The 25908-nt window shown below is 35.1% G+C and carries 26 protein-coding genes and 1 other RNA gene; 12 read left to right on the forward strand and 15 right to left on the reverse strand.

Annotated features, from left to right (window positions below):
- Positions 1 to 179: 179 nt before the first annotated feature.
- The 3 genes from KNQ97_RS08630 (at position 180) to KNQ97_RS08640 (ending at position 3665) form a co-directional block, all read left to right on the forward strand.
- Positions 180 to 395: a hypothetical protein gene (locus tag KNQ97_RS08630; RefSeq protein WP_001129188.1), complete on the forward strand. Its 216-nt coding sequence runs from the start codon at positions 180 to 182 to the stop codon at positions 393 to 395.
- 607 nt (positions 396 to 1002) lie between these two features.
- Positions 1003 to 3096: a GGDEF domain-containing protein gene (locus tag KNQ97_RS08635; protein ID WP_000203149.1), complete on the forward strand. Its 2094-nt coding sequence runs from the start codon at positions 1003 to 1005 to the stop codon at positions 3094 to 3096.
- Between the two features lie 125 nt (positions 3097 to 3221).
- Positions 3222 to 3665, forward strand: coding sequence for a universal stress protein (locus tag KNQ97_RS08640; RefSeq protein WP_000120225.1), 444 nt, complete (start codon positions 3222 to 3224; stop codon positions 3663 to 3665).
- 54 nt (positions 3666 to 3719) lie between these two features.
- Here KNQ97_RS08640 and KNQ97_RS08645 read toward each other — a convergent pair whose 3' ends face one another.
- The gene (locus KNQ97_RS08645) at positions 3720 to 5162 is read right to left on the reverse strand and encodes a glucose/sorbosone family PQQ-dependent dehydrogenase (protein ID WP_001032857.1); all 1443 of its coding nucleotides are present in this window, start codon (positions 5160 to 5162) and stop codon (positions 3720 to 3722) included.
- Positions 5163 to 5516: 354 nt separating this feature from the next.
- Between KNQ97_RS08645 and KNQ97_RS08650 the strand changes: the two genes are divergently transcribed.
- Positions 5517 to 6155 carry an SOS response-associated peptidase family protein gene (locus tag KNQ97_RS08650; RefSeq protein WP_000332547.1) on the forward strand — a complete coding sequence of 213 codons (639 nt, stop codon included), beginning with the start codon at positions 5517 to 5519 and terminating at the stop codon, positions 6153 to 6155.
- A gap of 237 nt (positions 6156 to 6392) precedes the next feature.
- Entirely contained in the window at positions 6393 to 7847 is a 1455-nt protein-coding gene (locus tag KNQ97_RS08655; protein ID WP_253612094.1) for a SulP family inorganic anion transporter, read from the forward strand.
- 46 nt (positions 7848 to 7893) lie between these two features.
- Here KNQ97_RS08655 and KNQ97_RS08660 read toward each other — a convergent pair whose 3' ends face one another.
- From KNQ97_RS08660 to kynU, 5 genes are all read right to left on the reverse strand, one after another.
- Positions 7894 to 9072: a S8 family peptidase gene (locus tag KNQ97_RS08660; RefSeq protein WP_072689894.1), complete on the reverse strand. Its 1179-nt coding sequence runs from the start codon at positions 9070 to 9072 to the stop codon at positions 7894 to 7896.
- A gap of 231 nt (positions 9073 to 9303) precedes the next feature.
- Positions 9304 to 9417: a hypothetical protein gene (locus KNQ97_RS08665; RefSeq protein WP_085916944.1), complete on the reverse strand. Its 114-nt coding sequence runs from the start codon at positions 9415 to 9417 to the stop codon at positions 9304 to 9306.
- A gap of 885 nt (positions 9418 to 10302) precedes the next feature.
- Positions 10303 to 11049, reverse strand: coding sequence for an alpha/beta hydrolase (locus KNQ97_RS08670; protein WP_253612096.1), 747 nt, complete (start codon positions 11047 to 11049; stop codon positions 10303 to 10305).
- A 7-nt stretch (positions 11050 to 11056) separates the two neighbouring features.
- Complete coding sequence (locus KNQ97_RS08675; RefSeq protein ID WP_031977533.1) at positions 11057 to 12463, reverse strand: amino acid permease; 1407 nt, start codon at positions 12461 to 12463, stop codon at positions 11057 to 11059.
- Positions 12464 to 12503: 40 nt separating this feature from the next.
- Positions 12504 to 13754 (reverse strand): kynureninase, encoded by a 1251-nt coding sequence (gene kynU / locus KNQ97_RS08680; RefSeq protein ID WP_253612098.1) that lies wholly within the window; start codon positions 13752 to 13754, stop codon positions 12504 to 12506.
- A gap of 146 nt (positions 13755 to 13900) precedes the next feature.
- Here kynU and gigD point away from each other — a divergent pair, with 146 nt between their 5' ends.
- Together gigD and KNQ97_RS08690 are read left to right on the forward strand one after the other, a co-directional pair.
- Entirely contained in the window at positions 13901 to 14350 is a 450-nt protein-coding gene (gene gigD / locus KNQ97_RS08685) for an Lrp/AsnC family transcriptional regulator GigD (RefSeq protein WP_001099948.1), read from the forward strand.
- Between the two features lie 46 nt (positions 14351 to 14396).
- Positions 14397 to 14933, forward strand: coding sequence for a GNAT family N-acetyltransferase (locus KNQ97_RS08690; protein WP_253612100.1), 537 nt, complete (start codon positions 14397 to 14399; stop codon positions 14931 to 14933).
- Between the two features lie 51 nt (positions 14934 to 14984).
- Here KNQ97_RS08690 and KNQ97_RS08695 read toward each other — a convergent pair whose 3' ends face one another.
- From KNQ97_RS08695 to KNQ97_RS08705, 3 genes are all read right to left on the reverse strand, one after another.
- Entirely contained in the window at positions 14985 to 15278 is a 294-nt protein-coding gene (locus KNQ97_RS08695; RefSeq protein WP_000689660.1) for a hypothetical protein, read from the reverse strand.
- A gap of 114 nt (positions 15279 to 15392) precedes the next feature.
- Positions 15393 to 15629: a hypothetical protein gene (locus KNQ97_RS08700; RefSeq protein WP_000525041.1), complete on the reverse strand. Its 237-nt coding sequence runs from the start codon at positions 15627 to 15629 to the stop codon at positions 15393 to 15395.
- A gap of 98 nt (positions 15630 to 15727) precedes the next feature.
- Positions 15728 to 16087, reverse strand: coding sequence for a YcgJ family protein (locus KNQ97_RS08705; RefSeq protein WP_000798366.1), 360 nt, complete (start codon positions 16085 to 16087; stop codon positions 15728 to 15730).
- Positions 16088 to 16258: 171 nt separating this feature from the next.
- On the opposite strand from KNQ97_RS08705, the gene KNQ97_RS08710 reads away from it, so the two are divergent.
- The 4 genes from KNQ97_RS08710 to KNQ97_RS08725 all read left to right on the forward strand — a co-directional run bounded on the left by KNQ97_RS08710 (position 16259) and on the right by KNQ97_RS08725 (position 19100).
- On the forward strand, positions 16259 to 16945 hold the full coding sequence (locus KNQ97_RS08710) for an HAD-IA family hydrolase (protein ID WP_253612102.1): 687 nt from the start codon (positions 16259 to 16261) through the stop codon (positions 16943 to 16945).
- Positions 16929 to 17369, forward strand: a complete 441-nt coding sequence (locus KNQ97_RS08715; RefSeq protein WP_000040959.1) for an RNA-binding S4 domain-containing protein — start codon at positions 16929 to 16931, stop codon at positions 17367 to 17369. Before KNQ97_RS08710 ends, KNQ97_RS08715 begins: the two co-directional genes overlap by 17 nt.
- Before the next feature lie 145 nt (positions 17370 to 17514).
- Positions 17515 to 18564, forward strand: coding sequence for a recombinase RecA (gene recA, locus KNQ97_RS08720; RefSeq protein WP_000344169.1), 1050 nt, complete (start codon positions 17515 to 17517; stop codon positions 18562 to 18564).
- 53 nt (positions 18565 to 18617) lie between these two features.
- Positions 18618 to 19100, forward strand: a complete 483-nt coding sequence (locus tag KNQ97_RS08725; RefSeq protein WP_253612104.1) for a regulatory protein RecX — start codon at positions 18618 to 18620, stop codon at positions 19098 to 19100.
- Positions 19101 to 19114: 14 nt separating this feature from the next.
- On the opposite strand, the gene ffs is transcribed toward KNQ97_RS08725, so the two are convergent.
- Positions 19115 to 19211: signal recognition particle sRNA small type (gene ffs / locus KNQ97_RS08730), an RNA gene on the reverse strand.
- A 316-nt stretch (positions 19212 to 19527) separates the two neighbouring features.
- Between ffs and KNQ97_RS08735 the strand changes: the two genes are divergently transcribed.
- Positions 19528 to 20412, forward strand: a complete 885-nt coding sequence (locus tag KNQ97_RS08735; protein ID WP_001178068.1) for a YbgF trimerization domain-containing protein — start codon at positions 19528 to 19530, stop codon at positions 20410 to 20412.
- Positions 20413 to 20466: 54 nt separating this feature from the next.
- Here KNQ97_RS08735 and lpxA read toward each other — a convergent pair whose 3' ends face one another.
- Genes lpxA through bamA form a run of 5 tightly spaced genes read right to left on the reverse strand, consistent with a single transcriptional unit; the run spans position 20467 to position 25877 of the window.
- The gene (gene lpxA / locus KNQ97_RS08740; protein ID WP_000064875.1) at positions 20467 to 21255 is read right to left on the reverse strand and encodes an acyl-ACP--UDP-N-acetylglucosamine O-acyltransferase; all 789 of its coding nucleotides are present in this window, start codon (positions 21253 to 21255) and stop codon (positions 20467 to 20469) included.
- Complete coding sequence (fabZ, locus tag KNQ97_RS08745; protein WP_000140523.1) at positions 21252 to 21737, reverse strand: 3-hydroxyacyl-ACP dehydratase FabZ; 486 nt, start codon at positions 21735 to 21737, stop codon at positions 21252 to 21254. Before fabZ ends, lpxA begins: the two co-directional genes overlap by 4 nt.
- A 6-nt stretch (positions 21738 to 21743) precedes the next feature.
- The gene (gene lpxD, locus KNQ97_RS08750) at positions 21744 to 22814 is read right to left on the reverse strand and encodes a UDP-3-O-(3-hydroxymyristoyl)glucosamine N-acyltransferase (RefSeq protein WP_000868099.1); all 1071 of its coding nucleotides are present in this window, start codon (positions 22812 to 22814) and stop codon (positions 21744 to 21746) included.
- Positions 22815 to 22818: 4 nt separating this feature from the next.
- On the reverse strand, positions 22819 to 23331 hold the full coding sequence (locus KNQ97_RS08755) for an OmpH family outer membrane protein (RefSeq protein ID WP_253612137.1): 513 nt from the start codon (positions 23329 to 23331) through the stop codon (positions 22819 to 22821).
- Between the two features lie 23 nt (positions 23332 to 23354).
- Positions 23355 to 25877 (reverse strand): outer membrane protein assembly factor BamA, encoded by a 2523-nt coding sequence (bamA, locus tag KNQ97_RS08760; protein WP_367398844.1) that lies wholly within the window; start codon positions 25875 to 25877, stop codon positions 23355 to 23357.
- Between the last annotated feature and the right edge of the window lie 31 nt (positions 25878 to 25908).

Below are 25908 nucleotides of genomic sequence, written 5' to 3' on the forward strand. Positions count from 1 at the left end.
AACATTTTAAAACGATTAATTCTCAAGCTCTCTCATGAGAGCTTTTTTATTATTTTCTCTTATGTTTACAGGAATATAGACTTCATAAAGTAATCAATTAAACACTATGCTTGTTGACTTGTTCCTTCAACTCCAGTAGAAACTCTCTCTTAATATCTCTAACGTAATTTTAGGAAAAAATGGCTAAAAGAAAATATAAGAGTGATAAGTTTCAAGTACGTCGTATTAACCGTCAATGGTGGGTACTTGAAAAAGATTTAGAAACTAACTGTTACAGCAAGCATGAACAGGTAGCTACTAAGACATTAGCTAACAATTATGCTGACGATTATATAGAGCAGTATTATATGAACCTCTACATTCAACAACAGTTGAAAAAACCGGAAACCGTATAAAAAGCCTCCATGGCTTTTTTTATTTATAATTTAATAAGTTAAATAAAATTAAAATAATAAAATTTTGACATAAAAAAAACCTACATCTTGGGGAAAATGTAGGCTATAAAATGCACAAAAAGGAATTATATATCCTTTTTGATGAAAAGAATTCTACGATAATATAAGACCTTATTTTATATTACTTTTGTAAAGTTAATAGTATTTATTGTATTAACCTCTAATAACTTAAATACTTTTTCTTTATAAATTTTTTCTCATAAATATTTAAATTAATTAACTCTTCACGAGTTAAAATGTTTTTGATGTATGAATTTTTTATAAAAAACTCTATTTGAATTTTATAAACAACTGTTTTAACAAGTTTTTTACAAAAATACGCATAATTTTTTCAAGTTAAAATTCTACATTTCATAATCTTTAGGAGATTAAAAGTTAATAAATAACATATGCATAGAGGATTAATAAAATTTTTATTTAAAAAAAAACCTTTATTCGAGACGAAAAAAACATCAAATATTAATTTTTTATAGCTTTTGTGGTGACGACACAACTATTACAATACAGTTTATAAATAGTTTAACTCTTCAGCAGTTTTAGGCATGTTATGACTTCAATGTCGAACACTACCCAAAAGCATTTTATTGTTGAGCAGTTTCCTTTACCGACTTGGGTCAGTGATGAAAAAGGCTTAATTTTATACTGCAATACGGAGTGTACAAAGTACTGGCGCGATACTTCTCCTCCATTGTTTCAACAATGGCTAGATTTCGTGTACCCTGCCGATTTAGAAGAAGTTAAAAACAAATGGTTAGATGCGATACGACTCCGATCAAGAATTGAATTTAAATGCCGTCTTTTGCATAAAACCCATTATTATCGATGGTGTAAAATTTCTATTCAATTGTCGAAATACCATGAATCTTCTCAAGAAAATGAATGGTTTATTAGTTTTCTAGATATTGACCAAGATATACAAGAGCAGCAAAGCTTACGAAAAGATATCGATATACAAAATCAAATGCTCGATATCAGTGTCGATTGTATTAAGGTTTTAAATACAGATGGCACTGTATCTCATATGAATAAATCAGGATGCCTTGCATTAGGTATACCTGTAGATGAAAAAAAATTCGGTATGCGATGGTTAGATCTTTTACCACCCCATATTCGTAAACGCGGAAGAGTTGCCTTAAAAAAAGCCTTACAGGGTAAAGTGGCCCGATTCGCTGGCATGAGTTGCCTACCAAATCAAGATCCAGAATATTGGGATAACATGCTTACCCCAATTCAACATACAAACGGCGAAATTATTCAAATATTATGTGTTTCGCGAAATGTCACTCAACAGTATCTTACCGAAAACCGTCTAAGAGATATTAGCGAGAGAGATGAACTCACAGGATTATTTAATAGACGTTCATTTAAGCTACAACTAAAACGCACCCTAGCCTACTCAAGAGAAACCCAAACTAGTGTAGGGCTACTTTTAATTGATCTAGATCATTTCAAGCATATTAATGACACTATAGGTCATAGTGCTGGTGACCACTTATTAAAAATACTTTCTAAACGTTTTAATCAGTGCGTAGACCCTGAAAGATGTTCAGTTGCCAGATTAGGTGGTGATGAGTTTGCAGTTATTGTTAGCCATTTAGAAAATGAGAATGATGTTCGTGAACTTGCTGAAGTATTGCTTCAACAACTCAATCAACCCATTACATATGCTGGGAATGTGCTCAACGGCGGCATGAGCATCGGCTGCGCCATTTATCCTCAAGATGCAGTTGATCAATCGAGCTTATTAAGTTGTGCCGATATGGCATTACATGACTTAAAAGCCCGTGGTCGTGGCGGCATACGTATGTATAACCCAAGTATGATGCAGTTAACCGAGGCAATCGCCTCTCAACTCAACATTGCTCGCCAGCTTATTCGTCATCATACCATTCAGCCCTACTATCAACCCAAAGTCGATCTAAAAACTCATGCTGTAGTGGGCTTTGAAGCATTACTCCGCTGGCATACGACTTCGGCCCAAAGAGGTTTGCCTTCTCAGATTGCTGAAGCGTTTAAAGACTACGATTTAGCCAGTAAAATTGGTGAAATCATGCAACAACAAGTTTTGCATGATATTGCTAAATGGATAAAATTAGGTTTTGAGCCGCTTCCTGTTTCTCTAAATGCCGCGCCGGTTGAGTTTTTAAGAGATAACTATGCTGAACGTTTATTAAAAAAGATTAATCAACTCGAAATTCCTACCCATTTAATTGAGATAGAAGTTACTGAACATATGCTGGGTGACCGTGGTTCTGAATATGTTATTCGCGCACTCAATAAACTAAAACAGCATGGAGTACGCATTGCTTTAGATGACTTCGGAACAGGTTTCTCTTCTTTAACACATATAAGAGACTATCCAATTGATTGCTTAAAAGTTGATTGTAGCTTTATACAAAAGATGCAACATGATCCATCCATTTATGCAATTGTTCAGGCAATTGGCTTACTTGCTCCAAATCTCTCACTCGGATTAATTGCAGAAGGTATTGAAACACCAGAACAAGAAGAATTACTTCTTCAATTTGGATACAACATAGGGCAAGGTTTTTTATTTGAATCAGCTATTGATGCTAATCAGGTGATCTCTATTCTTAAACAGGGTCAGGCTTATCTAGAAAGTCACTATTCTATGAATTAGTCATTTACCTTACACACTAAAAACAAACAATAAAAATTATAAAATTGGCGATAATATAACCATAACGATAACAAGTTTAGGTTCTTCAACAATAAATATTGTCACAAGACAATAAGGAGCAATATATGAGTTATCACCATATTTTAGTTCCGGTCGATGGTTCTCCTACTTCACTTATTGCTGTTAATCATGCTGCAAGTCTTGCTAAAGCCTTTAGTAGTAAAGTTACTTTGGTATATGCGCTCACTATTGATCCATTTATTTCAGTTGAAATTATTGATAGTACAGAAATTGCGCAAGATTATTTTAATAAAGCGAGAGCTTCGATTCAGAGCATTTTAGATCAAGCTAAAGAACAATTTAGCCAACATGGAATTTCTGTTGAAACCAAAATTGTTGAAGGTCAAACAATTCATACAGAAATCATCAAAGCAGCAACTGAGCTAAAAGCTGATTTATTAGTGATTGGTTCTCATGGGCGAAAAGGTTTTAAAAAGTTCTTCTTAGGAAGTGTAACTCAAGCACTCTTAGGAGAAATTCATGTGCCAGTATTGGTCGTAACTGAATAAATCTAAACCTTTATATAAAAAACCCAGCTATATAGCTGGGTTTTTTGAAATAAGTTACTTACCGTTATATGTAAATTTAATGAGAGAACCGGGATTCTCTAAAGTATGAGTGACTGAACCATCATCTTTTTGTACATTTCCCGCTGTATCAGTCAGCACATATAAGGTATTACCTTCTGGACTAGCGATGACATCACGATAACGATTATTGCTTTTAAACATTGGGATAGCATCATCCAAAGTCGTGCTATATGTCGGGTCCAATTTAATACGGAAAATCACCCCACGTTTTAAAGATGGGACCAATAATGTATTTTCCCACCCTGGAATCGCTTTTTTGCCTCCCGTATATACATATGCCGATGACGGTGCAACCGTTGGCCAACAAATATATGCCATCTCACCACAAGTAGGGTCATTATAGTTATAGGTATCTTGTACCGTATATAAAGTTTTCAAAGGTGGCACAAAGTTTTTACCAGTCCATTCAGACTCTTTAGTCACAGGAACACCTGTTGCTACTTTTATCCCGTTTTGAGCTAAATCTTTAATTTGTGATTTATTGGTTGCTGCCGAATAGTTTGCATAGGCATAACCACTGTCATCTTTATAACCAGCTACATTTGGCCAGCCATAGTTACCACCTTTTAATACAAGGTTAATTTCATCATCAGAATTTGGCCCTTGCTCAGATTGTAAAAGCTTTCCATTTGGAGCAAAAGCTAAACCTTGTGGATTACGGTGCCCTAAAGTGTAGATATGACTCACTACGCCGTTAAAGCTTGGGTTGTCTTTAGGTATACTGCCGTCCAGATTTAAGCGTAATACTTTACCCATATATGTATGGTAGTCTTTACTATTGAGCTCTTGCTGAGTCGGAGTATGCTGTGCCTGATTCGGTAAGAACAGATAAGCTAACTGATTACGACCTTGGTCACCAATCGTATAGTAGATTTTTTGGTCTGGACCAATAACGAGACGACCAGACTGATGATCTTTTGATGACGGTAAACCTGCAATCAAATCAATAGGCTTTTCAAATGTATCTGTAGTTTTATTATAGGTATATCTACGAATAATCGTCTGATTAGGTAACTCTTTATCTGTAGATTTTGGATTTTTAAAAGTGCCTGAAATATAGATATAAGGGTTATGTTTAAAGTCAGGATGAAAAGCAAAACCTAACAAACCATTTTGCCCATCAGCATCACTCACAATTTCAGGAACCTGAAATACTGTTTTCGCGCTACCAGATTCAGGATTTACTCTTAAAATTTTACCAGTCGCACGTTCGGTTAACCAAATTTGATTATCTGGCCCCCATAACAAAGCATGTGGTTTATTTAAGTTGGAGAGAATCACTTTTTTATCAAAATTTTCTGTTTTCGCTTTTGCGAATTGAGCAGGTGTCAGAGGTATATCTGCAAATGCCGTATGAAACGTAAATAGTTGTGCAGCACCTAGAAGAGTGATTTTTGCTAATAAATGTTTATTCATAGTTCCACCTTATAAAGTTTTCTAAAGAGTTACTTAAACCGCTGAAAACATTGGTTTGTATACGTTCTCTATATCTTTTGTATTATGATGATTAGCTCATTTATTAAAATCCAAATTTCTGCAAGGCTCTGTTGCATAAAAGTAGCTATTCAAAACAAATGAATATTTTATAAGTTGCCATATAAATCATTGATCTCATTTTTAAGATAAATAATTTGAAAGAAAGCTTTAACAAAGTAATTGAAAAGTAAAATTTAATACTCAAATAGACAATTCAATCTATAAAAATATACATATCACATAGTTAAAAGATCCAAGCTAAAGGTTAAGTATCCTTACAAATCGAATTTCGTTATGTGTGCAAATTTTAAACCCCTTAAGAGAGAGCATTCTTATCAATTAGACTTACTTGAACCCACCTTTGATTACAAATCAGATGTCTATCCAAGTGATGATTGCCCAATAATCTTATCTCATCAAAATGAATGGGAATGGCGAAAAGTTAAATTTGGAATGTTGCCACCATATGCGAAAGAAGTTTCATTTAAATATGCAACTTATAATGCAAGAACTGAAACGGTTGATCACAAACGTTCATTTAAACATGCCTGGTCAAATGATCAATTTGGCCTAGTTCCTGTTGAAGCTATTTATGAACCGAAATATATCAATGGTAAAGCACATTGGTATGGCATCTTTCGTCAAGATGGAAAGCCATTTACGCTTGCAGCAATTTATGAAGAAACCATAATTGATGAACAGAAAGTTAGAACAATGTCGCTATTAACAATCAATGCAGATCGACATTCTTTTATGAAACAGTTTCATAAACCTGACGATGAAAAACGTTCAATTATTGTAATACCTGACCATCTTAGAAACGATTGGTTAAACTGCAAACACACTGACGCTCCTGACTTTTTCTTAGATATGCCATTAAATGAATTTACGTCTCTGCCTAAAGCAGAAATGAACAAATCAAAAAATAGTTAGATGCCTAATAAGTGAAAGTAGCAAGCTTAAATGGCTCCCCCTAAAAACTTATGTTATCCTTCGCACCTCTTTAAAACTTCAAATTTTCATTATCCATGACACTTACGCCACCTTAAGTTTATTTACCCTTCTCCCTTGTAAATAACTCATCACTGTCTAGTGATGTGGTGTAGTCGCTTGTGTGTTGGTATATCACATCACTAGCCTTTCTAAAATTTAAAATTCTAGGCTATTTCCATGTTAATGAATCTTCGAGAACAATGGTTCTCTAATGTCCGTGCAGATATTCTTTCTGGGCTTGTTGTTGGTCTGGCTTTAATTCCAGAGGCGATTGCCTTTTCAATTATTGCAGGTGTAGATCCCCAAATCGGTTTATATGCATCTTTTTGTATTGCGGTTATTATTTCTTTTGTAGGTGGCCGTCCTGCCATGATTTCGGCAGCAACGGGTGCTATGGCCTTAGTCATGACGACCCTAGTGAAAGAACATGGTCTTCAGTATTTATTCGCAGCTACTATTTTGACGGGTGTCATACAAATTATAGTAGGATATCTTAAGCTTGCTAAGCTCATGCGCTTTGTCTCTAAATCGGTTGTGATTGGTTTTGTAAATGCTCTCGCCATACTCATTTTTATGGCCCAGCTTCCAGAACTAGTCAATGTAAGTTGGTACGTCTATCTATTAGTCGCTATTGGTTTAGCAATTATTTATCTATTCCCTTATGTACCAAAGCTTGGAAAAATTTTTCCATCTCCCCTTATATGTATTGTTATAGTCACATTACTTGCCTTCTTTTTAGGCCTTGATGTGCGAACAGTTGGCGATATGGGAGCATTACCAAATACTCTACCTATTTTTTTAATTCCAGATATTCCTCTTAATTTAGATACACTTCTTATCATTCTTCCTTATTCATTGGCGTTAGCTGCAGTTGGCTTACTTGAGTCGATGATGACAGCCACAATTGTTGATGAAATGACGGATAGCCCGAGTAATAAATTTAAGGAATGTAAAGGTCAAGGTATTGCCAATATTGCCTCGGGTTTTATGGGTGGGATGGCTGGATGTGCCATGATTGGGCAATCAATGATTAATGTTAAATCAGGTGGTCGCACACGGTTATCTACATTATGCGCAGGCACATTCTTGCTGATCTTAGTAGTATTTTTAAGTGATTGGTTGAAAGTTATTCCTATGGCTGCGCTTGTTGCTGTCATGATTATGGTATCAATAAGTACTTTTGAGTGGCGTTCACTTACCCAATTTAAAACTAATCCTAAAAGTAGCAATACCGTTATGATTGCAACGGTTGTTGTAGTTGTAGCTACTCACAATCTAGCATTAGGCGTATTGACGGGTGTACTACTTTCCGCGCTTTTCTTAGCCAATAAACTTGAAAATGATATACAGGTAATAAGTTCATTAGAAGGCAACGCTCGTTTATATGATTTAAGAGGACAAATCTTTTTTAGTTCTTCAGATAGATTCATGCAAGGCTTTAACTTTAAAGAAGACGTAAAAGAAGTCATTATTGATCTGACTCATTCACATATATGGGATGTCACTTCGGTTGCAATGCTTGATTCAGCAGTAGAAAAGTTCCAAAAGAATGGCATACAAGTTACTGTACGTGGTTTAAATGAAGCCAGTTCAATCATGATTGACAAGTATGGTACACATGCAAAAATTTAAAAAAGGTCCTTTGGGACCTTTTCAATCATAGAGAATTATATTTTTATTAAGGAGATTTATATAACAAGCGGTTTGGGCTACCTGAAGGGTTTTTTACTACATTACTGCTCGCTTGATTTAAAAGATTGGTAGAGATCGTTTGAGGTGAAGCCGTAGGTGTACTTTGAAGCATTTCAGCAACTACACCAGCAACATGCGGGGTTGCCATTGAAGTACCATTTAATATCTTGGTAGCTGTATTACTTCCAATCCAAGAAGAATTAATTTGACTACCCGGTGCAAAAATATCAACACAGCTTCCATAATTAGAATAGCTGGCTCGAGTATCTGTATTATCTGTAGCAGCCACTGTAATGGCTTTACTTACTCTTGCTGGAGAAGATGTACATGCATCTGTATTTGAATTGCCAGCGGCTACGACCATGACATAACCATTATTATATAAATTTTCCACTGCACTATCTAAAGAAGAACTTGTCGCCCCACCTAAAGACATATTTACAACTGCAGGTTTTTTACCATTTTTCAATATCCAGTCTAAACCAGCAATAACATTACTTGAGGCCCCTGACCCGTCACACCCCAAAATCCGGATTGGAACTAAATTGACATTTTTGGCAACACCATAGGTCGTACCACCTACTGTTCCAGCAACATGGGTCCCATGTCCATTACAGTCGGTTGTACCATTGCCATCAGATATTGCGGTATAACCGCTTAACACACGTCCTGAAAACTCTTGGTGACTAGATAATATACCAGTATCCACGATATAAGCCGTAGTACCTGAACCGGTCTGTAAATAAGAATAAGCCGAATTTAATGGTAAAGCTTTCTGGTCTATACGATCTAGCCCCCAATCTGGATTATTTTGAGTAGTTGCATCAATATTTACTATTGTATCGCTTTCTACTGAAAGTACATGAGGGTTCTTCTTCATCGCTTCAATAAATGCTGTCCCTGCTGTATCAGGTAAATAAATTGCAAAACCTTTAAGAACAGTATCGTAGCTTTGTAAAACTTTACCAGCATGTTGTTTAGCAATATTTTGTGCGAAATCTTTAGAAGGACCTGCATCCTTATTTAATATAACAATATATTGATTTTTAATAATTCCTTTTGCTTGGGAAGAATCATTTACAGGATTTGCAACATTTGAAGCGGCATACACTAAGTGAGTAGCTGCTATTGAAAGACAAATAGCAGACACTTGGCGAATATTCATGACTATCTCCATATATTATATTTCAGGTATTTTTATGATAATTAATAACTTTTTACTTCAGGATTAAAATTTTAGATGAGAACTTTGAGGAGTTTTATCTGCTTTTAAACCCCAACCATATTTTCATAATTTTTTAGGTTAAACAATATCAATCCACTTTTTTATAGAAAAATGTGACATCCATCTACTTATAATTTAAATATTTTATTTTTTTATAATTAAAATATCACTCTATTTGGGTTCAATAATATAAAAGAAAATAACCATTATGATAAGAACTATAGTAGCCATTGCTAAGTAAGTACCAACAGTATTAAAACTTCTTAGAAACTTCAAAATATCCATAACAATATGATAATTAACAGGTTATAGACAATTATTTCAAAATATAAAAGTTCATACAACTATAAAAAATTAACAATTTCTTTAACTGTGATTAATATGTACAATAAATGTATAAATATATATTTCCTATTTTTTATTAATTAAGCTTATTAGAAATAAATTATGCGAAACAAATTATTTTGAATTTTCTTATCTAACTAAAATAAACTCCTTATATAAAACTTAGCCAGTTTAAAAATATTTTTTAAAAAAACATTTTTAATAAAAAATACCCACATATCTTAAAAATATGTGGGTATTAAAAAACAAACAACTTTACAGACGCAGTATATGCATATATAAATATATACCTTTAAAGATATATTTACAATACTTCTTTAAATTTTTCACTTGAATTGAACCTAATTTACTATTAACTGTCTTTTTAATGCGCGAATCTTTGTACCATTAACGAATTGTACAAAAATAAAAAAGTCCGCATCTTGGGAAGCTACGGACTATAAACTCATCTAAGCAACAGCTAAACAGTTTGTCGATTAGAGAGAAAACACTATCTTTTTAATCTAATCGAGATATTAGTTTAGGTCAACTTAAAATAGTGTACAGCAGCAAAAAACTCAAAGAAGTGTGATGAGCTCTACATTTTCTTATTGATTAAGCAAAAATCAATATATTTATTTAAATTTAATAAAACAATATATCAATTTATATGTTGTTTAACTTGGTTATTTATCATACTGATTGCTCTTGTACTGAAATATTTTATTAGCTGAACTTAATATTATAAATAAGATAACTTTTCATGATTTTCCTACCACCTATTGCTTCTATAATATTTAAATCAACTTACCCTATGTTTACCAAGGCTAACTCAAACTTAGTTTCTCACTTAAATATAAATTTAAAATAGTGCTCTAAAATAGAGTAATGGTTAATCTCAGGAATAATTTCAAAAGAAATCATATCGTCACCTTGACTAAGTCGATACTCAAAATAATTTTGACTTTGCCATTTTAATTCACTAAGTTCTAACCCACCACACAAAATCGTACAAGGAATATTGATCTGTTCCTGCTGATGAATAGGACTATATTTCAAAATATCCTCTTGCGATAAGTTTAAAGCGTGATTTAAATGAGTCTCTTGTATAGGTAATAAATCATAAATCCCACTTAATAAAGTTGCCTTGGATAATAACGGATGGTTTAAACATAAAGCACCAAGATGAGCACCTGCTGAATGGCCGACCAATACTACTTCCTCTGTTTTCCAATTTTGTTCAGCGATAAAATCGAGCGCTTGTTGAGTTTGAGCAACGATTTGTGAAATATGACTTTGAGGAGCCAAGTCATATTCTAAAAGTACACACTGCGCTCCTTTTGCTAATATGTACGGCGCTATAAAGGCAAAGTCCGATTTATCACACCACTGCCAATATCCCCCATGTATAAAAATTACGGTTTTATTGGCATGTTCTAAAGGAAAAAAATCCAGAGTTGATCGGTTCTTTGAACCGTACTTTATATCTTTTATATGATAATAGGCCTGATAACTCAGCAAGCTTCTGTATTGGAAGCCTGCTAGTATTTCACCTTCATTCTCTACCGTTATAGCATTGTCATACTTTCTCATATACCAATCACTTCAATGTTTCTTCACTAGAGTTGAGATTTAACTTTACGGTAGAACGTTTCAAATAATAGAAAAATATAAGAACCAGAACTAAAGGTACGCCAAATTGTAAAGTAGACTTAAATTCACTGGTAAACCAAGTAGTCACTGTAATGCTTAAAATCGCAATAAACCCAAACAAAGAGATAAATCGACTAGCAGGAATTTTAAATTTTAGTTGTATATTTTGCTGAACCATATGTCTTCTAAAAAACATATGAGTCACAAATATACTTCCCCACGTGAACAACGCACCAAACATGGATAGCGCAATCATAATTGGAAATGCGGAAGCTGGATTAATCGTATAAACAATACTAGCAATACCAATCCCTACCGCAGATAACAACAGCGCATTTACCGGTACACCCTTACTACTAATTCGACCAAAGACTTTTGGGGCATCACCTGCACGTGACAAGCTAAACAGCATACGAGTTGAAATATAAAGCATGCTATTCATGGCTGATAAGGCAGCTACAATTACAATAAAGTTTAAAATGCTATCCGCATACGGGATACCGACAATCTTCATGACCATAATAAAAGGGCTTGTTGCATCTGCTCCAATCAAAACAGTCCACGGCACCAAAGTAACGATTAAGAATAAGGACAATAAATAAAACAAAATGAGTCGAAGTGCTGTGCTTTTGAATGCTTTTTTAACTGCCTTTTCCGGGTCTTTAGCTTCGCCAGCCGCGACAGCAATCATTTCTATACTTAAATAACTAAATATTGAAATAATGACACCAATCCATACCCCACTAAAACCATTTGGAAAAAAGCCCCCATGTCCTGATAAATGAGTTATAACTTGCGTCATTCCCTGATTGCTTTGCGTCAAGATACCAATAGACAAAAGAATAAACACAATAATGGCAAAAACTTTAATTGTGGAAAACCAGTATTCCACTAGTCCAAAAGCTTTAACACTATAGGCATTTACAACAAGTAAGGTCAGTGAAAAAAATCCAATCCAGACCCAAGAGCCTACATTCGGGAACCAGAGCTTCATATAATCAGCAACGGCGGTAATCTCTGTACCTACAGCCAGCACAATACAAGCCCAGTAACAGTAGCGAACCAAGAAGCCAGCAAGTGGACTTATATAATGTTCTGCATATGCACCAAATGAGCCCGAAGTAGGATGCTGAACTGTCATTTCAGCCAAACAAGCCATAAGCGCAAAAGCAATTAAACCACCAATCGCATAGCTGACTATGACTGCGGGACCTGCAAAGCTAATTGCAAATTTGCTTCCCATAAACAATCCGGTTCCAATTGCTCCACCAATGGCAATCATCCCCATCTGTTTTGCAGATAACTTTTTATGCAGCCCAGCTTCTCTATTTTGTATTTCATCAAAACTACTCATAGGCCCTCCTAGCCATTTGTTTTATTTTGATTCCTTAAAATCAGGTCACTTCACCACGAACTAAATACTGTTTGTTTTTCCATTCACTATTCAGCATGGTTTCTTTTAAGTGCTGTACTGCATTCCAAATATCTTCAAAGCCCAGATACAAAGGTGTAATACCAAATCTCAAGACTGCAGGTTCCCGATAATCACCAATCACACCGCGTGCAATAAGTGCCTGAATAATTTCATAACCGAATTCATGACGATAACTAACATGACTACCACGATGGTTATGATCTAAAGGCGTAATTAACTCAAATCCGAATTCAGAACATTCTTGATGTACCAATTGAATAAATAAATCTGTTAATTTCAACGATTTCTCACGGATTTTTTGCATATCAGCATGCAGGAAAATATCCACTCCGCATTCAATCAGACTCATAGAAATAACCGGCTGAGTCCCACATAAATATCGGCGGATACTATTCGCTGGCTCATAATGCTGTGCCATATCAAATGGTTTTTTATGACTCCACCAACCAGATAAAGGCTGCCAGAACTGATCACGGTGCTTTTCATTGACCCAGAGCAATGCAGGAGAACCAGGGCCACCATTTAAATATTTATAGGTACAACCAATCGCAAAATCACTATCAGTTTGATTAAGGTGCATAGGAACCGCACCGACTGAGTGGCATAAATCCCAAATCACCAAAGCATCTTTAGAATGAATTTGTTCATTAATAGATGCCATATCATAAAAATAACCAGTGCGGTAATTCACGTGGGAAAGTACCACTACAGCAACATCTTTCTCTAAAGCACGAGATAAGTCTTCTACGCCATCAATTAATTCAACCTGATAGCCCTTTTGAATTAAGTCAATGAAACCTTCAATAATGTAAATATCTGTTGGAAAAGCATCTTTTTCTGCCACAATAATTTTGTGTTCAGGGAATTTATCAGCCTGAATTTTTACCGCTGCAGATAAAACTTTAAATAAGTTCAGTGTAGTTGAATCTGAAATAACAACTTCACCTTTTTCCGCACCAATCAGTTTAGCGACTTTGTCACCCAGCCGTGTTGGTAGCCCCCACCAGTCTGCCTTATTCCAGCTATTGATCAGATCTTCTCCCCATTCTTGGGAAATAATATGCTGAGCGACAGCCAAAGATTTCTTTGGTCTAGCACCTAAAGAGTTACCATCTAAATAAATGACGCCTTCTGGCAATGCAAATTCATCTTTAAATTTTTTGAGTTCATCTTCCTGATCCCAATACAAACACTGTTCACGAGTAATCATTTGATATTGCACCTATTTCTACATTTCCTTTGTATTTGAATTTTATCACGTCAATTTGTACGATTTATTCGATAATATTTGATCAAAAATAGCTATTTTCGTATAAAATTCTAATTAAAATTAAAAAATATGGATGAAATTCGAAAATGAATGTAGATGCGATCGATCTAAAAATTTTGAAGTATTTACAAGACAATGCCCGTTTAAGTAACCAAGAACTTGCTGATCTTGTTAATCTTTCAGCATCTGCTTGTCACAGACGCGTTAAAATTTTAGAAACCAACGGAATCATTGAAAAATATCAAGCAAAAGTTAATTATGAAAAATTAGGTATAAAAATTGAGGCAATAGTTGAAATAAAACTTGCTCAACTCACCGAAAATGACCACAACTTTTTTTTAAGCCAAATCAAGAATTTTGATGAAGTCATCAATGCTTATATCATTACAGGTGAATCTAATTATGTACTGCACGTTGCCACTAAAGATCTAAACTCTTTTTCTCATTTTGTTATTAATACACTCAATAAAATTAAAGGTGTGGTAAGCATTAACTCAAAAATTATCTTACAGAAAATTATACAAAAGCCGCTGTAGAATATTTAGCTAAAATTAAAAAAACTCTCGTTAAAAAATTTTTACTATGATCGAAACTGAACGTTTAATCTTAAGACAATGGAAAGAGTCTGATTCAGAGCCATTTATCAAAATGGGTTTAGACGAAGATGTTATGCGTTTTTTCCCAAAGCTTTTATCTGCTACTGAAAGTATAAGTTTAATTCAAAGAATATCAGCTCTTATTGATGAAAATGGCTGGGGATTTTGGGCGGTAGAATTAAAAGAAACTCAAGAATTTATAGGCTTTATTGGCTTACACAACCAACCAGAACAATTTGATTTTTCTCCCTGCATTGAAATTGGATGGAGAATTGCTACAGAACACTGGAAAAAAGGTTATACCACTGAAGGAGCAAAAGCAGCATTGGACTATGCCTTTAATATTCTCAATAAAGATAAAGTGGTTTCTTTCACAGCAACAGTGAATAAGCCATCTCAAGCCGTGATGGAAAGACTAGGAATGCGCAAAATTAAATACTTTAATCATCCCAAGCTTCCAGATGAACATGCCTTACAAAAGCATGTTCTTTATGAAATATATCATCCTAAGCTTGAGTTATAATTCAGTTAAATAGTGATATAAATAAAATATTTCAATGAGTTAAAATGGTTACTACTCATCAAAGTCATAACCTACAGAGGTGGAATACTCCCAATACTCATTAATCTTATCCGCAATATCTTCTTTGTCCATGGTAGTTAAAACGTAGAAAAGTTTTGCCTCTTTATTTTTTCTCAAAATTAATAAATTGTAATAGTCATATTCAGGGCCATTTAGCCCTAATGATGGCTGTTCTTCACAATGCTTCTCAGCCTTGTAATGCCATTCAAGTTTATAAGTATCAATACCATTGGCAGCATTGATCACTATGCCATCATTGGCTCCTCCAATAAATCCAATTTTCATCGCCTACTCTAAATTGTTATTCAAATGATTTTTAATATAACTTTAAATAAGTAGAGTTCAATTTATAAAATGTTTGCCAATACGTATCCTATGTAAATCAAAATAACGAGATGATTATTTCATTGTCCGTAAATACTCATAAGCTTCTTTTTCGTTGCTCTCAAGATGAACTTTTGCATCCGTTTCATCATTTAATGTTTCGTTTATTATTTTGCTCCCTTCATAAGAAATTTGATGACCAATTTGGAAATCTGCTCCTAATGCATCAATCACAATAAACTGCCCAGCCGTGTTTGAAGCAATAAAAAAACTGTTGTTACGATAACCATATCTAATTGTATATAATCCCACTTTTATTCCAACTTTTAATAATATTTAAATAATGATAATTTCATATAAAGTATAGAAACGCAAAAAAGTATCAAAAAACTAATTTACAACTCATACAACTACCTATTTTTAAAAATTTTATCAGTCATTTTTTTATCTACTCTACTTCTATGACCATTTTCAAAAAATTTATTCACATGGCACAATTTAGTAGTGGTATCACAAAATACACCATTAGAAAAAGTAAAAGCAGATGTATCAAAGTCACCTTGTGAAAAAGCTTGTTTTGCTTTTTTCGCACCTAAATATTGATTAGTTAAGGTTTTGGAAACACCCTTTTTATCCGCACAAATATATTTATCACAGACTACACCTCTTTTAGGTGAAAAAACTGCAGTTGTATTTTGTGCCAATGTATTTGCACTAAATGTAAAACAAATAGAGCCAATAAAAACAACAAAGAAATTAGAATTTTTCATTTTTTAATTCACTCGTTATCATTAATTATTGAAATAATATATCAAAAGTAAAATATCTTTAGAACTTTAAAATGATGAGATAACAACAAATCAATCTGTTTTTGAGGCTTTAATGTTTATAATCTTAAGCTAATTTCTTCCATGTATATTTAAAGCTGGAGCGTTCGCAACATGAATAAGGTAGTGCTGTTTGACATGGATGGAACTTTACTAGATTTGGCTTTTGATGACTTTATCTGGAACGAATGCTTACCTAAAAGACATTCTGAAACACATCATCTATCTTTAACTGAGAGTCAAGAAATATTAAACCAGTTTTATCGCAGCCATAAACATACCCTTGCTTGGTACTCATCAAATTACTGGACACAAACAACTGGCGTGGATGTTTTAAAGCTCCAGCAAGAATTTCAGCATAAAATTAAAGCGAGACTAGGATGCATGGAGCTGCTCAGCGCTTTAAAAGCACAAGATTATCAATGTTGGCTAGTCACCAATGCTGACTGTGCAAGCCTAAAATTAAAGCTTGATAACGTTCCTATCCAAGATTTTTTTGAAGTCATCGTATCTAGCGAACAAATTGGTTACGCAAAAGAAGACATCCAATTCTGGAAAGAGTTGCAACGCTTGCATCATTTTGCGCCAGAAAGCACTATTTTTTTAGATGACACTCTTCCTGTTTTAAAAACTGCAGAAAAATTTGGTATAAGACACTTGTTTACTATCTTACAGCCCTCAAGTCTTAAGAGTATAAGACAGCCACAAGATTTAGAGTATAAAGCTCTAGGTCAGCTTACAGAGCTACTGTCTATTTTGAATCAAATTGATAGAAAGGATAATGATGTCAAAATTGCGTGAAGACGATGCTGTAGAAACCATGCGTGTCGACAAATGGTTGTGGGCAGCACGTTTTTTTAAAACCCGTTCTATTGCTAAAGCTGCAATTGAAGGGGGTAAAGTACATCACAATAATGAACGTGTAAAAGTTTCTAAAGAAATTCGTGTCGGTATGGAGCTCGTTGTTCAACAAGGTTTCGATAAAAAAACAGTTGTTGTTAAAGCGCTCTCCAATACCCGAGGACCGGCCCCTGTTGCACAACAACTTTATGAAGAAACAGAAGTAAGTATTGCAAGACGGGAGTTGATTGCTTCCCAACGAAAATTGCATAATCTAGCACGACCTGACCATAGACCAAGCAAGAAAGATCGGCGACAAATCAATCGGTTTAAACAGGATAATGATCAACATTATGAAGATCACTGGTCTTATAATGATGAATAAAAACGTCGAGTTGTGTCGCACTCACATATACAATATATAGAAGCTAGAGAAAAAATCTGTCACTATTAGCCCTGTGAAACAAGTTGAGATTCAATGCATCCACTTGGGTTAAACGTGATGAACATAGAGTATTGAGGTTTTTGAGATGGATGAGAATAAAAGCAAAGCATTACAAGCCGCTTTGAGCCAAATTGAGAAGCAATTTGGTAAAAATACGGTTATGCGTCTTGGTGATAACACTGTTCAAGCAGTTGAAGCCGTATCTACAGGTTCTTTAACTTTAGACATCGCATTGGGGATTGGTGGTTTACCAAAAGGCCGTATTATCGAAATTTATGGTCCTGAATCTTCTGGTAAAACCACAATGACATTGCAAGCAATTGCTCAATGTCAAAAATCTGGTGGTACATGTGCCTTCATTGATGCTGAGCACGCCCTAGACCCTCAATATGCACGCAAGCTTGGTGTAGATATTGATAACCTACTTGTTTCACAACCCGACAATGGTGAGCAAGCACTTGAAATTGCTGACATGCTTGTCCGTTCAGGCGCAATTGATTTAATCGTTGTGGACTCGGTAGCTGCACTTACCCCTAAAGCAGAAATCGAAGGTGAGATGGGTGACTCTCATATGGGTCTACAAGCACGTCTTATGAGCCAGGCACTTCGTAAAATTACGGGTAATGCTAAACGTTCAAACTGTATGGTTATCTTCATTAACCAGATTCGTATGAAAATTGGTGTTATGTTTGGTAGCCCAGAAACTACCACTGGTGGTAACGCTCTTAAATTCTACGCTTCAGTTCGTTTAGATATTCGTCGTATCGGTCAAGTAAAAGAAGGCGATGAAATTGTTGGTTCAGAAACTAAAGTTAAAGTCGTTAAGAACAAAATGGCTCCTCCGTTTAAAGAAGCTATTTTCCAAATTCTATACGGTAAAGGTACTAACCAACTAGGTGAACTTGTAGATTTAGCTGTACAACAGGATATCGTACAAAAAGCTGGTGCATGGTATTCATATCAAGGCAATAAAATTGGCCAAGGTAAAAACAATGTAATTCGCTATTTTGAAGAAAATACTCAAATAGCTGAAGAAATTGAACGTAATATCCGTGAACAATTGCTGACTACAGGCACAAATGGTGCAGTTCAAATTGAAGATGAAGAAGAGCCAGATCTTTTATTAGAATCGTAATTATACATGAGTCATAAAACGCCCTTCGGGGCGTTTTTTACAAGGAATTTTATATGTTCAAAAGAAACGATGAGCAATCTCAGCAGCGCCCTCCTCTTACTGGCCAACGTTTACGCTCATATGCTTTTGCTTTACTCACTCGCCGAGATTACTCTAAAGCAGAGCTTATCGAGAAATTAGCTCGTTATGCACAAAATATAGAAGAAGTAAAACAACTGGTTGAGGAGTTATCTGAACAAAATTACCAGAGTGATCAGCGTGTTGCTGAGCAAATGCTAGCAAGCCAAATTCGTAAAGGTAAGGGACCGAAACGGATTCAACAAGCTTTAAAAACTAAACAAATTGAAAATGATTTAATTGCAGATGAAATTCAAGAAATTGATTGGGTAGAACAAGCTTATCAACTTAAAGTTAAAAAATTTGGAGAAGCTGTAGAGAAAGATCCAAAACTTAAAGCAAAACAGGTCAGATTCTTACAATATAGAGGATTTGATTTAGATGTAATTTTAAAAGCAATCCAAAGAAAATTGGATTAAAAGAATGGTGGCAACCCCACTAGCAAAACTTCGGCACATCATAGATCTGCTACCGTTGCTACCTTCCGGTCCTGGCGGGGTTCACAGAGTACAATTGCGAAGCCACCAGCGGGGCTACCATTGCAAAACAAAGTATAGAGATTTTTAAAAGAGTTGCAACCCTTCTCTGCCTTTTTCGGCAAGTTTTTGTTTCGATTGATTAATTCCTCAGCAAAAATAGCTTTAAACCCCAAAAATATAATTTCTTGAGCTTATGCTCTTTTCTTATTTTGCATAAAATATGCTTGAAGATTGTAAACTATCCTTGCATTTAAACTGTTAACTGCTTTAATTGCATTGATCAATGAAAAACCTTAGATATTTAGAGAATTGTTTTTTATATTCCTGTGTCAAGGTGGCTTTTATATAAAATTATGGATTTATACACATGCAAATGAAGAAGCATTCTTTATTATTTATTGCCTTAATGAGCACCACTTCTCTATACGCAAATATCCCTATCGAGTCTCGTGGTTTAAGTCAAAATGATGGTAGTGCATCTAATACTTCTTCAAGCAATATTTCAGTTCCTACAAATTTAAACTGGGAACTCATGCAAAAAAACCAACAATTAGAAAATGATATTCGTACATTAAGAGGTCAGCTTGAAGAACAAGCTAATGATATTGAGCAATTAAAGAAAGATCTAGCAAACCGATATACCGACTTAGATCAACGTTTAGAATTATTACACCAAAAAGTTGACCCTGACAGTGCTACACAAGATGATAGTTCGAATGCAACATCCGATAACACTACTCCTGCTAGTGCACCAGCCCCTCAAACCACAGAGAGTAATAAAGTAGCTGCAGTACCAGCCACACAAACTTCTGAGCAGCAGCCTAGCGCACCAACAACCACTACTCAACCAGCACCAGCTGCTGCGCAAAACCAGTCAAATTCCCTCGAATTAGAAAAAGCTGCTTATACTGTAGCTTTAGATGCATATAAACAAGGTGGTGCTAAAAAAGCAATTGCTCCAATGCAAAACTTTATAAAAAACCATCCTAATAGTATCTATACAGGTAATGCTTATTTTTGGTTAGCCGAGTTTCACTTAGCCACAGATCCAGTAAATTATAATGAAGCAAAGAAAAACTATAATGTCGTAGCGAACCAATATCCAAATTCAAGTAAGGCACCTCGAGCATTGTACCAACTTTATAGTATCGCTAAAGATGTTGATAAGAATACTGTGTCAGCAAATCAATACAAGAACAAGTTACTTAGCCAATATCCAAAGTCTGAAGAAGCAAAATTCTTTAACAAATAATTTAGTTATAAAAAAGACACTGTTAAAACAGTGTCTTTTTTTATGTCTTCTTGATTAGCGCACAATTCCACGCTCTGATTGTTCAAGAGAATCAATCAAGAGTTGAGCTTCTGGAACTGAAGGTAAAATTTCACTTTTAATTTGGTCAATAGCTTGAACAGAAGTTAATCCAGATTTAAATATCAATTTATAAGCTTCTCTTAAGCCTTGAATTGTATTTTTAGACCAACCTTTTCTTCGCATACCTTCAATATTTATACCAAACGCATGTGCAGGGTTACCAGACGCCATCACATAGGCTGGAACATCTTTAAGGATCAAAGAAGCTCCACCAATCATGCTATAAGAATCGATCTTACAGAATTGATGAATTCCAGAATTACCACCCACAATAACGTGATCACCAATATGTACATGTCCAGCGACACCTACATTATTAGCAAAGATATTATGGTCACCTACGATACAATCATGTGCAATATGTGTATTTACCATTAATAGGTTATGACTACCTATCTTGGTTAATGCATTATCTTGCACCGTACCTCTATGTAAGCTGCAATGTTCGCGAATTAGATTATTGTTACCAATTTCAAGCCACGTTTCTTCACCTTTATATTTGAGGTCTTGGCAAACTTCGCCAACACTTGCAAATTGAAAGATTTCGTTATTTTGGCCAATTCTGGTAAAACCACCTACAACCACATGAGAATGTAATTTAGTACCAGCACCAATAGTCACTTGAGGACCGATAATACAATAAGGTCCTATTTGAACATCTGAAGCAATCACTGCAGATGGATCAATAATGGCGGTAGAATGGATTAAATCGTGATTGCTCATGCCTGCTCTGTTTTTTGGTGTGAAATCATAATCTCAGCGGTTGCTGCTACAATGCCGTCAACGCTAGCTGTACAATTGTATTTGTAGATACCGCGCTTCTGCATTACCAACTCAGATTTTAATACAAGTTGATCACCTGCAACTACTTGTTTTTTAAATCTAACTCTTTCTGCACCAGCAAACAGGAATAATGAACCTGGTTTTGGCGTTTCATTGTTCATAATAAAACCAAGAACGCCTGAAACTTGAGCTAATGCTTCAACAATGAGAACACCAGGCATAATTGGATATTCTGGGAAATGCCCTTGTAGGAACTCTTCATTGATAGAAACATTTTTATAACCAACAATACTATTGTCAGTAACTTCAGTCACACGATCAACCAATAAGAATGGGTAACGATGCGGCAAATATTGACGAATCGTTTGAATCTGCATTGGTAATTCAGGGATGGCAAATTTAGGTGTAGTAGACTCGGTCATAATATTCTATTTACGCAAATTAAAAGTTGATTCAAGAGACTCTATTTGAGCTTGTATATGATCAAGTCGTTTAGTGATTTGGGTCAATGGCACATCTGCTAATTGTCGCAAGCGTACAATCGTTTTTTTCCAATGATTATTTTCAAATAATCCGGTTCCCGAAGAGTAAGTTCCAGCTTCAGAAATATTTTTTGTGACCATTGACATTCCAGTCAAAGTCACATTATCAGCAATTGAAAGGTGTCCTGCCACTCCACACGCCCCAGCTAGAATACAGTTTTTGCCAATTTTTGTACTTCCGGCAATACCGCACTTCGCTGCAATAGCAGTATTTGAACCAATATGGACGTTATGTGCAATTTGCACAAGGTTATCAATAATAACCCCATCTTCCAAAATTGTATTATCAAGTGCGCCTCTATCAATACTACAATTCGATCCAATTCGGACATCATTTCCAATTAAAACTGAACCTAATTGAGCAATACGATGCCACTTTCCTTGATATGGAGCAAAACCAAAACCTTCTCCACCAATGACAGTACTTGAATGAATACGGACGCGATCTCGTAATTTAGAACCACCTGTAATAGTGACATGAGAATCAATAAAACAGTCTTTTCCAACTTCTACATTATCATCAAGTTTGGTATGTGACTGAATGACGGTATTATCGCCAACTACACAATTCTCACCAATAACCACATAGTGACCAATATAAGCAGTTTCGGAAATAACAGCAGATGGATGAATTTGGGCAGTGCTTTCTATGCCTGTTGAGCTAATCTTTTTATCAAATACATGGGTAAGGATTGCAAACGCAAGATAGGGATTATCAACAATAATAAAATTATCTTTTTCAGGAAGATGCTCTTTTAAAGCTGCAGTAATAATGTAAGCACCCGCACGGCTTACTTTAGCTTGATCGAGATGTTTCTCACCATTCACAAAAGTAAGATGGTTAACCTCTGCATTTTCCAAACTCGCCAAGTTTGAAAATTGAAGACTACCTTCACCAATTAGCTCACCTTTAACAAGGTGAGCTAATTCATCTAAACGATATTGTTGCACTTTCATTAATTTATTTCATTGAATTAACCTTTTGTATCATTTTATCAGTTAAATCATACTTAGCGTCATAGGCAACAGTCGAATTTTTATTCAAAATAAAGTCAAGATTATTTTCTTTTCGTAATTGCTCAGCAGCTTGCTTAACTCTAGTCTCAAAAGTTGTATTCATACTTTGTAAGCTTGTTTGAACTCTTGACTGTAAGCCTTGCTGTGTTGAATTAAATTCATTTAATTTCGATTGATACTGAGATTGTAATTTTTTAATCTCATCTTCTTTCATTTTTTGGCCTTGAGTCTGCGCTTGACGTTGAAGCCCTTCTAACTCTTTACCTAATTGCTCAAGCTTAGTTGTAGTTGGTTTCACTGACTGGTTTAAGCTTGCATTTTGCTGTTTCAAATAAGAACTACTTTCAACAACTTTAGCTAGATCAATTACCCCATAACCAGCTGCATTAGCTGCTACAGAAGCCACCGTCAGGCCTAACCCTAACATTAATTTATTCATGTAAATCTCTTTCCTTATTTCGTTATACAAAAAGATCGTACTTAGAAAGTACGACCAATTTCAAACTGAATTTCTTTAGTTTCATCACCCGGTTTATCATTTAACGGGAATGCATAACTAATTGACAATGGACCAATCATCGTAATCCAAGTTACACCAACACCAACACTATAACGTAAGTTACCTAAATCAAATCCATAATTATCTTCACAATATTTTCTGACATCCGTAATAGTCTGGCCATTAATGATCATGCCTTTATTACCATAAGCTGAATTGTTGATATCACATTTCGTATCAAAAACCTGACCACCTTCAGCAAAAAGAACAGGGCGTACTTGGCGAGTCCAGTCACCTTTAAATGGCATTGGTAAAACTAACTCTGTACCAAATTGGAGAAGAGCATTACCCCCTACTTCTTCAGGAGAACTATCATTTTGCTTAGTTTCTTGTAGATTTACACTTGGATATTTAGGTCCCAAGGTACTGTTGTCATAGCCTCGAACAGAACCGTAACCGCCTGCATAGAAGTTTTTATAGAATGGTAAGTCATTACCATAACCTAACTTACCATAACCACGAAGTACAAAGCCGGTACTACCAATAGGGAAAAATGCTTGAGTATCATAAGTTACTTTTTGATAATCAACATCACTACCTGGTAAACCAATTTCAAGACCTACACGATGAGACATGCCAGAAGTAGGGAAAATTGGTCTATTTAAGGTGTTATAAGACCAACCCAAGTTCAAGTTATAAGTAAAGAATTCACCATCAAATGCATTATCATAAGTTTCTTCAGGGACTTTACATTCCCCCTTCTCGGTATCATATTGTGACTCACCATTTAAGGTTGGGCAATATGAACCCTTACTTGTTGCTTTACCGCCATTTGCCAATAAATAGTCACGTACATATGTAGAAACATAAGGGCCTGTGGTTACTTTAGTGTTATCAACGCCCACCGAAGCACTTAAACTTTGATTTTCGTCAATTGGATAACCAAAACTTAAACTACCACCAAAACTATCCGTTACATAGTTATTAACGTTATAGTCATCATTCAGCTTCGTTTTACGATAATAGACATTATAACCGCGGCTTACTCCATCAATGGTAAAGTAAGGGTCAGTAACACTTAGGTTGTAATAGTCTTGAGTTTCAGAACGAGATAAGTCAATTGCAACTCGGTTACCTGTACCCATAAAGTTAGTTTGACTAAGTCCTGCTTGGAACGTAATACCACCACTTTGCGAATAACCAACCGCTAATGTAGTAGTACCTGAATGTTGTTCTTCAACATTTACGTTTAAGTCAACTTGGTCTGGAGAGTTTGGAATACGAGCAGGTTTAATATCAACGGTTTTAAAGAAACCTGTACGCTCTAAACGAACTTTAGATAAGTCAATTTTTTCATTGCTCGCTAATGCACCTTCCATCTGACGCATTTCACGACGTAATACTTCATCAGAAGTTTTACTATTACCAGTAAAATTAATACGACGTACGGTAACTTGTTGACCTGGATTCACATAATAATTTAAGTCAACAACGCCAGTCTCATTATTAATCTGCGGCACAATATTTACATCTGCAAAGTAATAACCTGCATTACCATACTTACGTAAAAGTAATTGCTTAACTGCATTTACTTTTTCTTGTGAATAGGTATCACCATCTTTATAAATTTTTAATGCTTGTAATTCTTCTGGCTTATAAAGCGCATCACCTAAGAATTTAGTTTGACCGAATTTAAACTGGCTTCCTTCATCAACAGCAACCTCAATAAAGATATGCTTTTTATCTTCGCTAATATTGAGTTGGGAGTTATTAATATTAAAATTAATATAGCCTTTGTTAAGGTACATGGCACGTAAAGCTTCAAGGCTTGCAGCCATTTTTTCACGTGCATAGCGGTCATTACGTGTGACTACAGAAGCCCAACCACTTTCTTTAACAGCAAATGCTTGTTTAATTTCACTGTCTTTAAAAACAGTATTACCAATTACATTAATATCAAAGACTTTTGCCGGCGTTCCTTCATTAAAATTAATTTTTAATTCAACGCGGTTATTTGGGCGAGCAACTGTATCAACTGTAACATCAGCATCGTAACGGCCTTGTTGAGTATATTGTTGCTCTAATTCTGTCTCAATGGTTTGCAAAGCAGATTTCTTAAAAACCTCACCCTCAGCAATACCCATTTTTTTGAGGCCTTGTTCTAGAGCCTCTTTAGGAATAAGTTTATTACCCTTAAATTCAAGCTTTGAAATAATTGGGCGCTCAATAACATTAAAAACCAAAGTATCATTTTCTTTTGATGCTTTAATATCATCAAAAAGTCCAGTGGCATACAATGTTCGAATTGCTTCGGCGATCATCGGTTCATTAACGCGATCGCCACTGTTGATTGGCAACATGGTATAAACATTTGCAGGGGTAAGACGGACCAACCCGTTTACACGAATATCTCTAACAACGAAATCATCAGCTGCATATGCTTGTTGTACCGCTGCCATAGCGCTAACAAGTGCCAAAGGCATTAAAAAATGTGTGTGCCGCATGCCAGTTTTTTCCAGTAAGTTATAAATCCAT

Origin of the sequence: Acinetobacter sp. UC24323 (genome assembly GCF_024151445.1) — a bacterium.
Lineage (GTDB): Bacteria > Pseudomonadota > Gammaproteobacteria > Pseudomonadales > Moraxellaceae > Acinetobacter > Acinetobacter baumannii.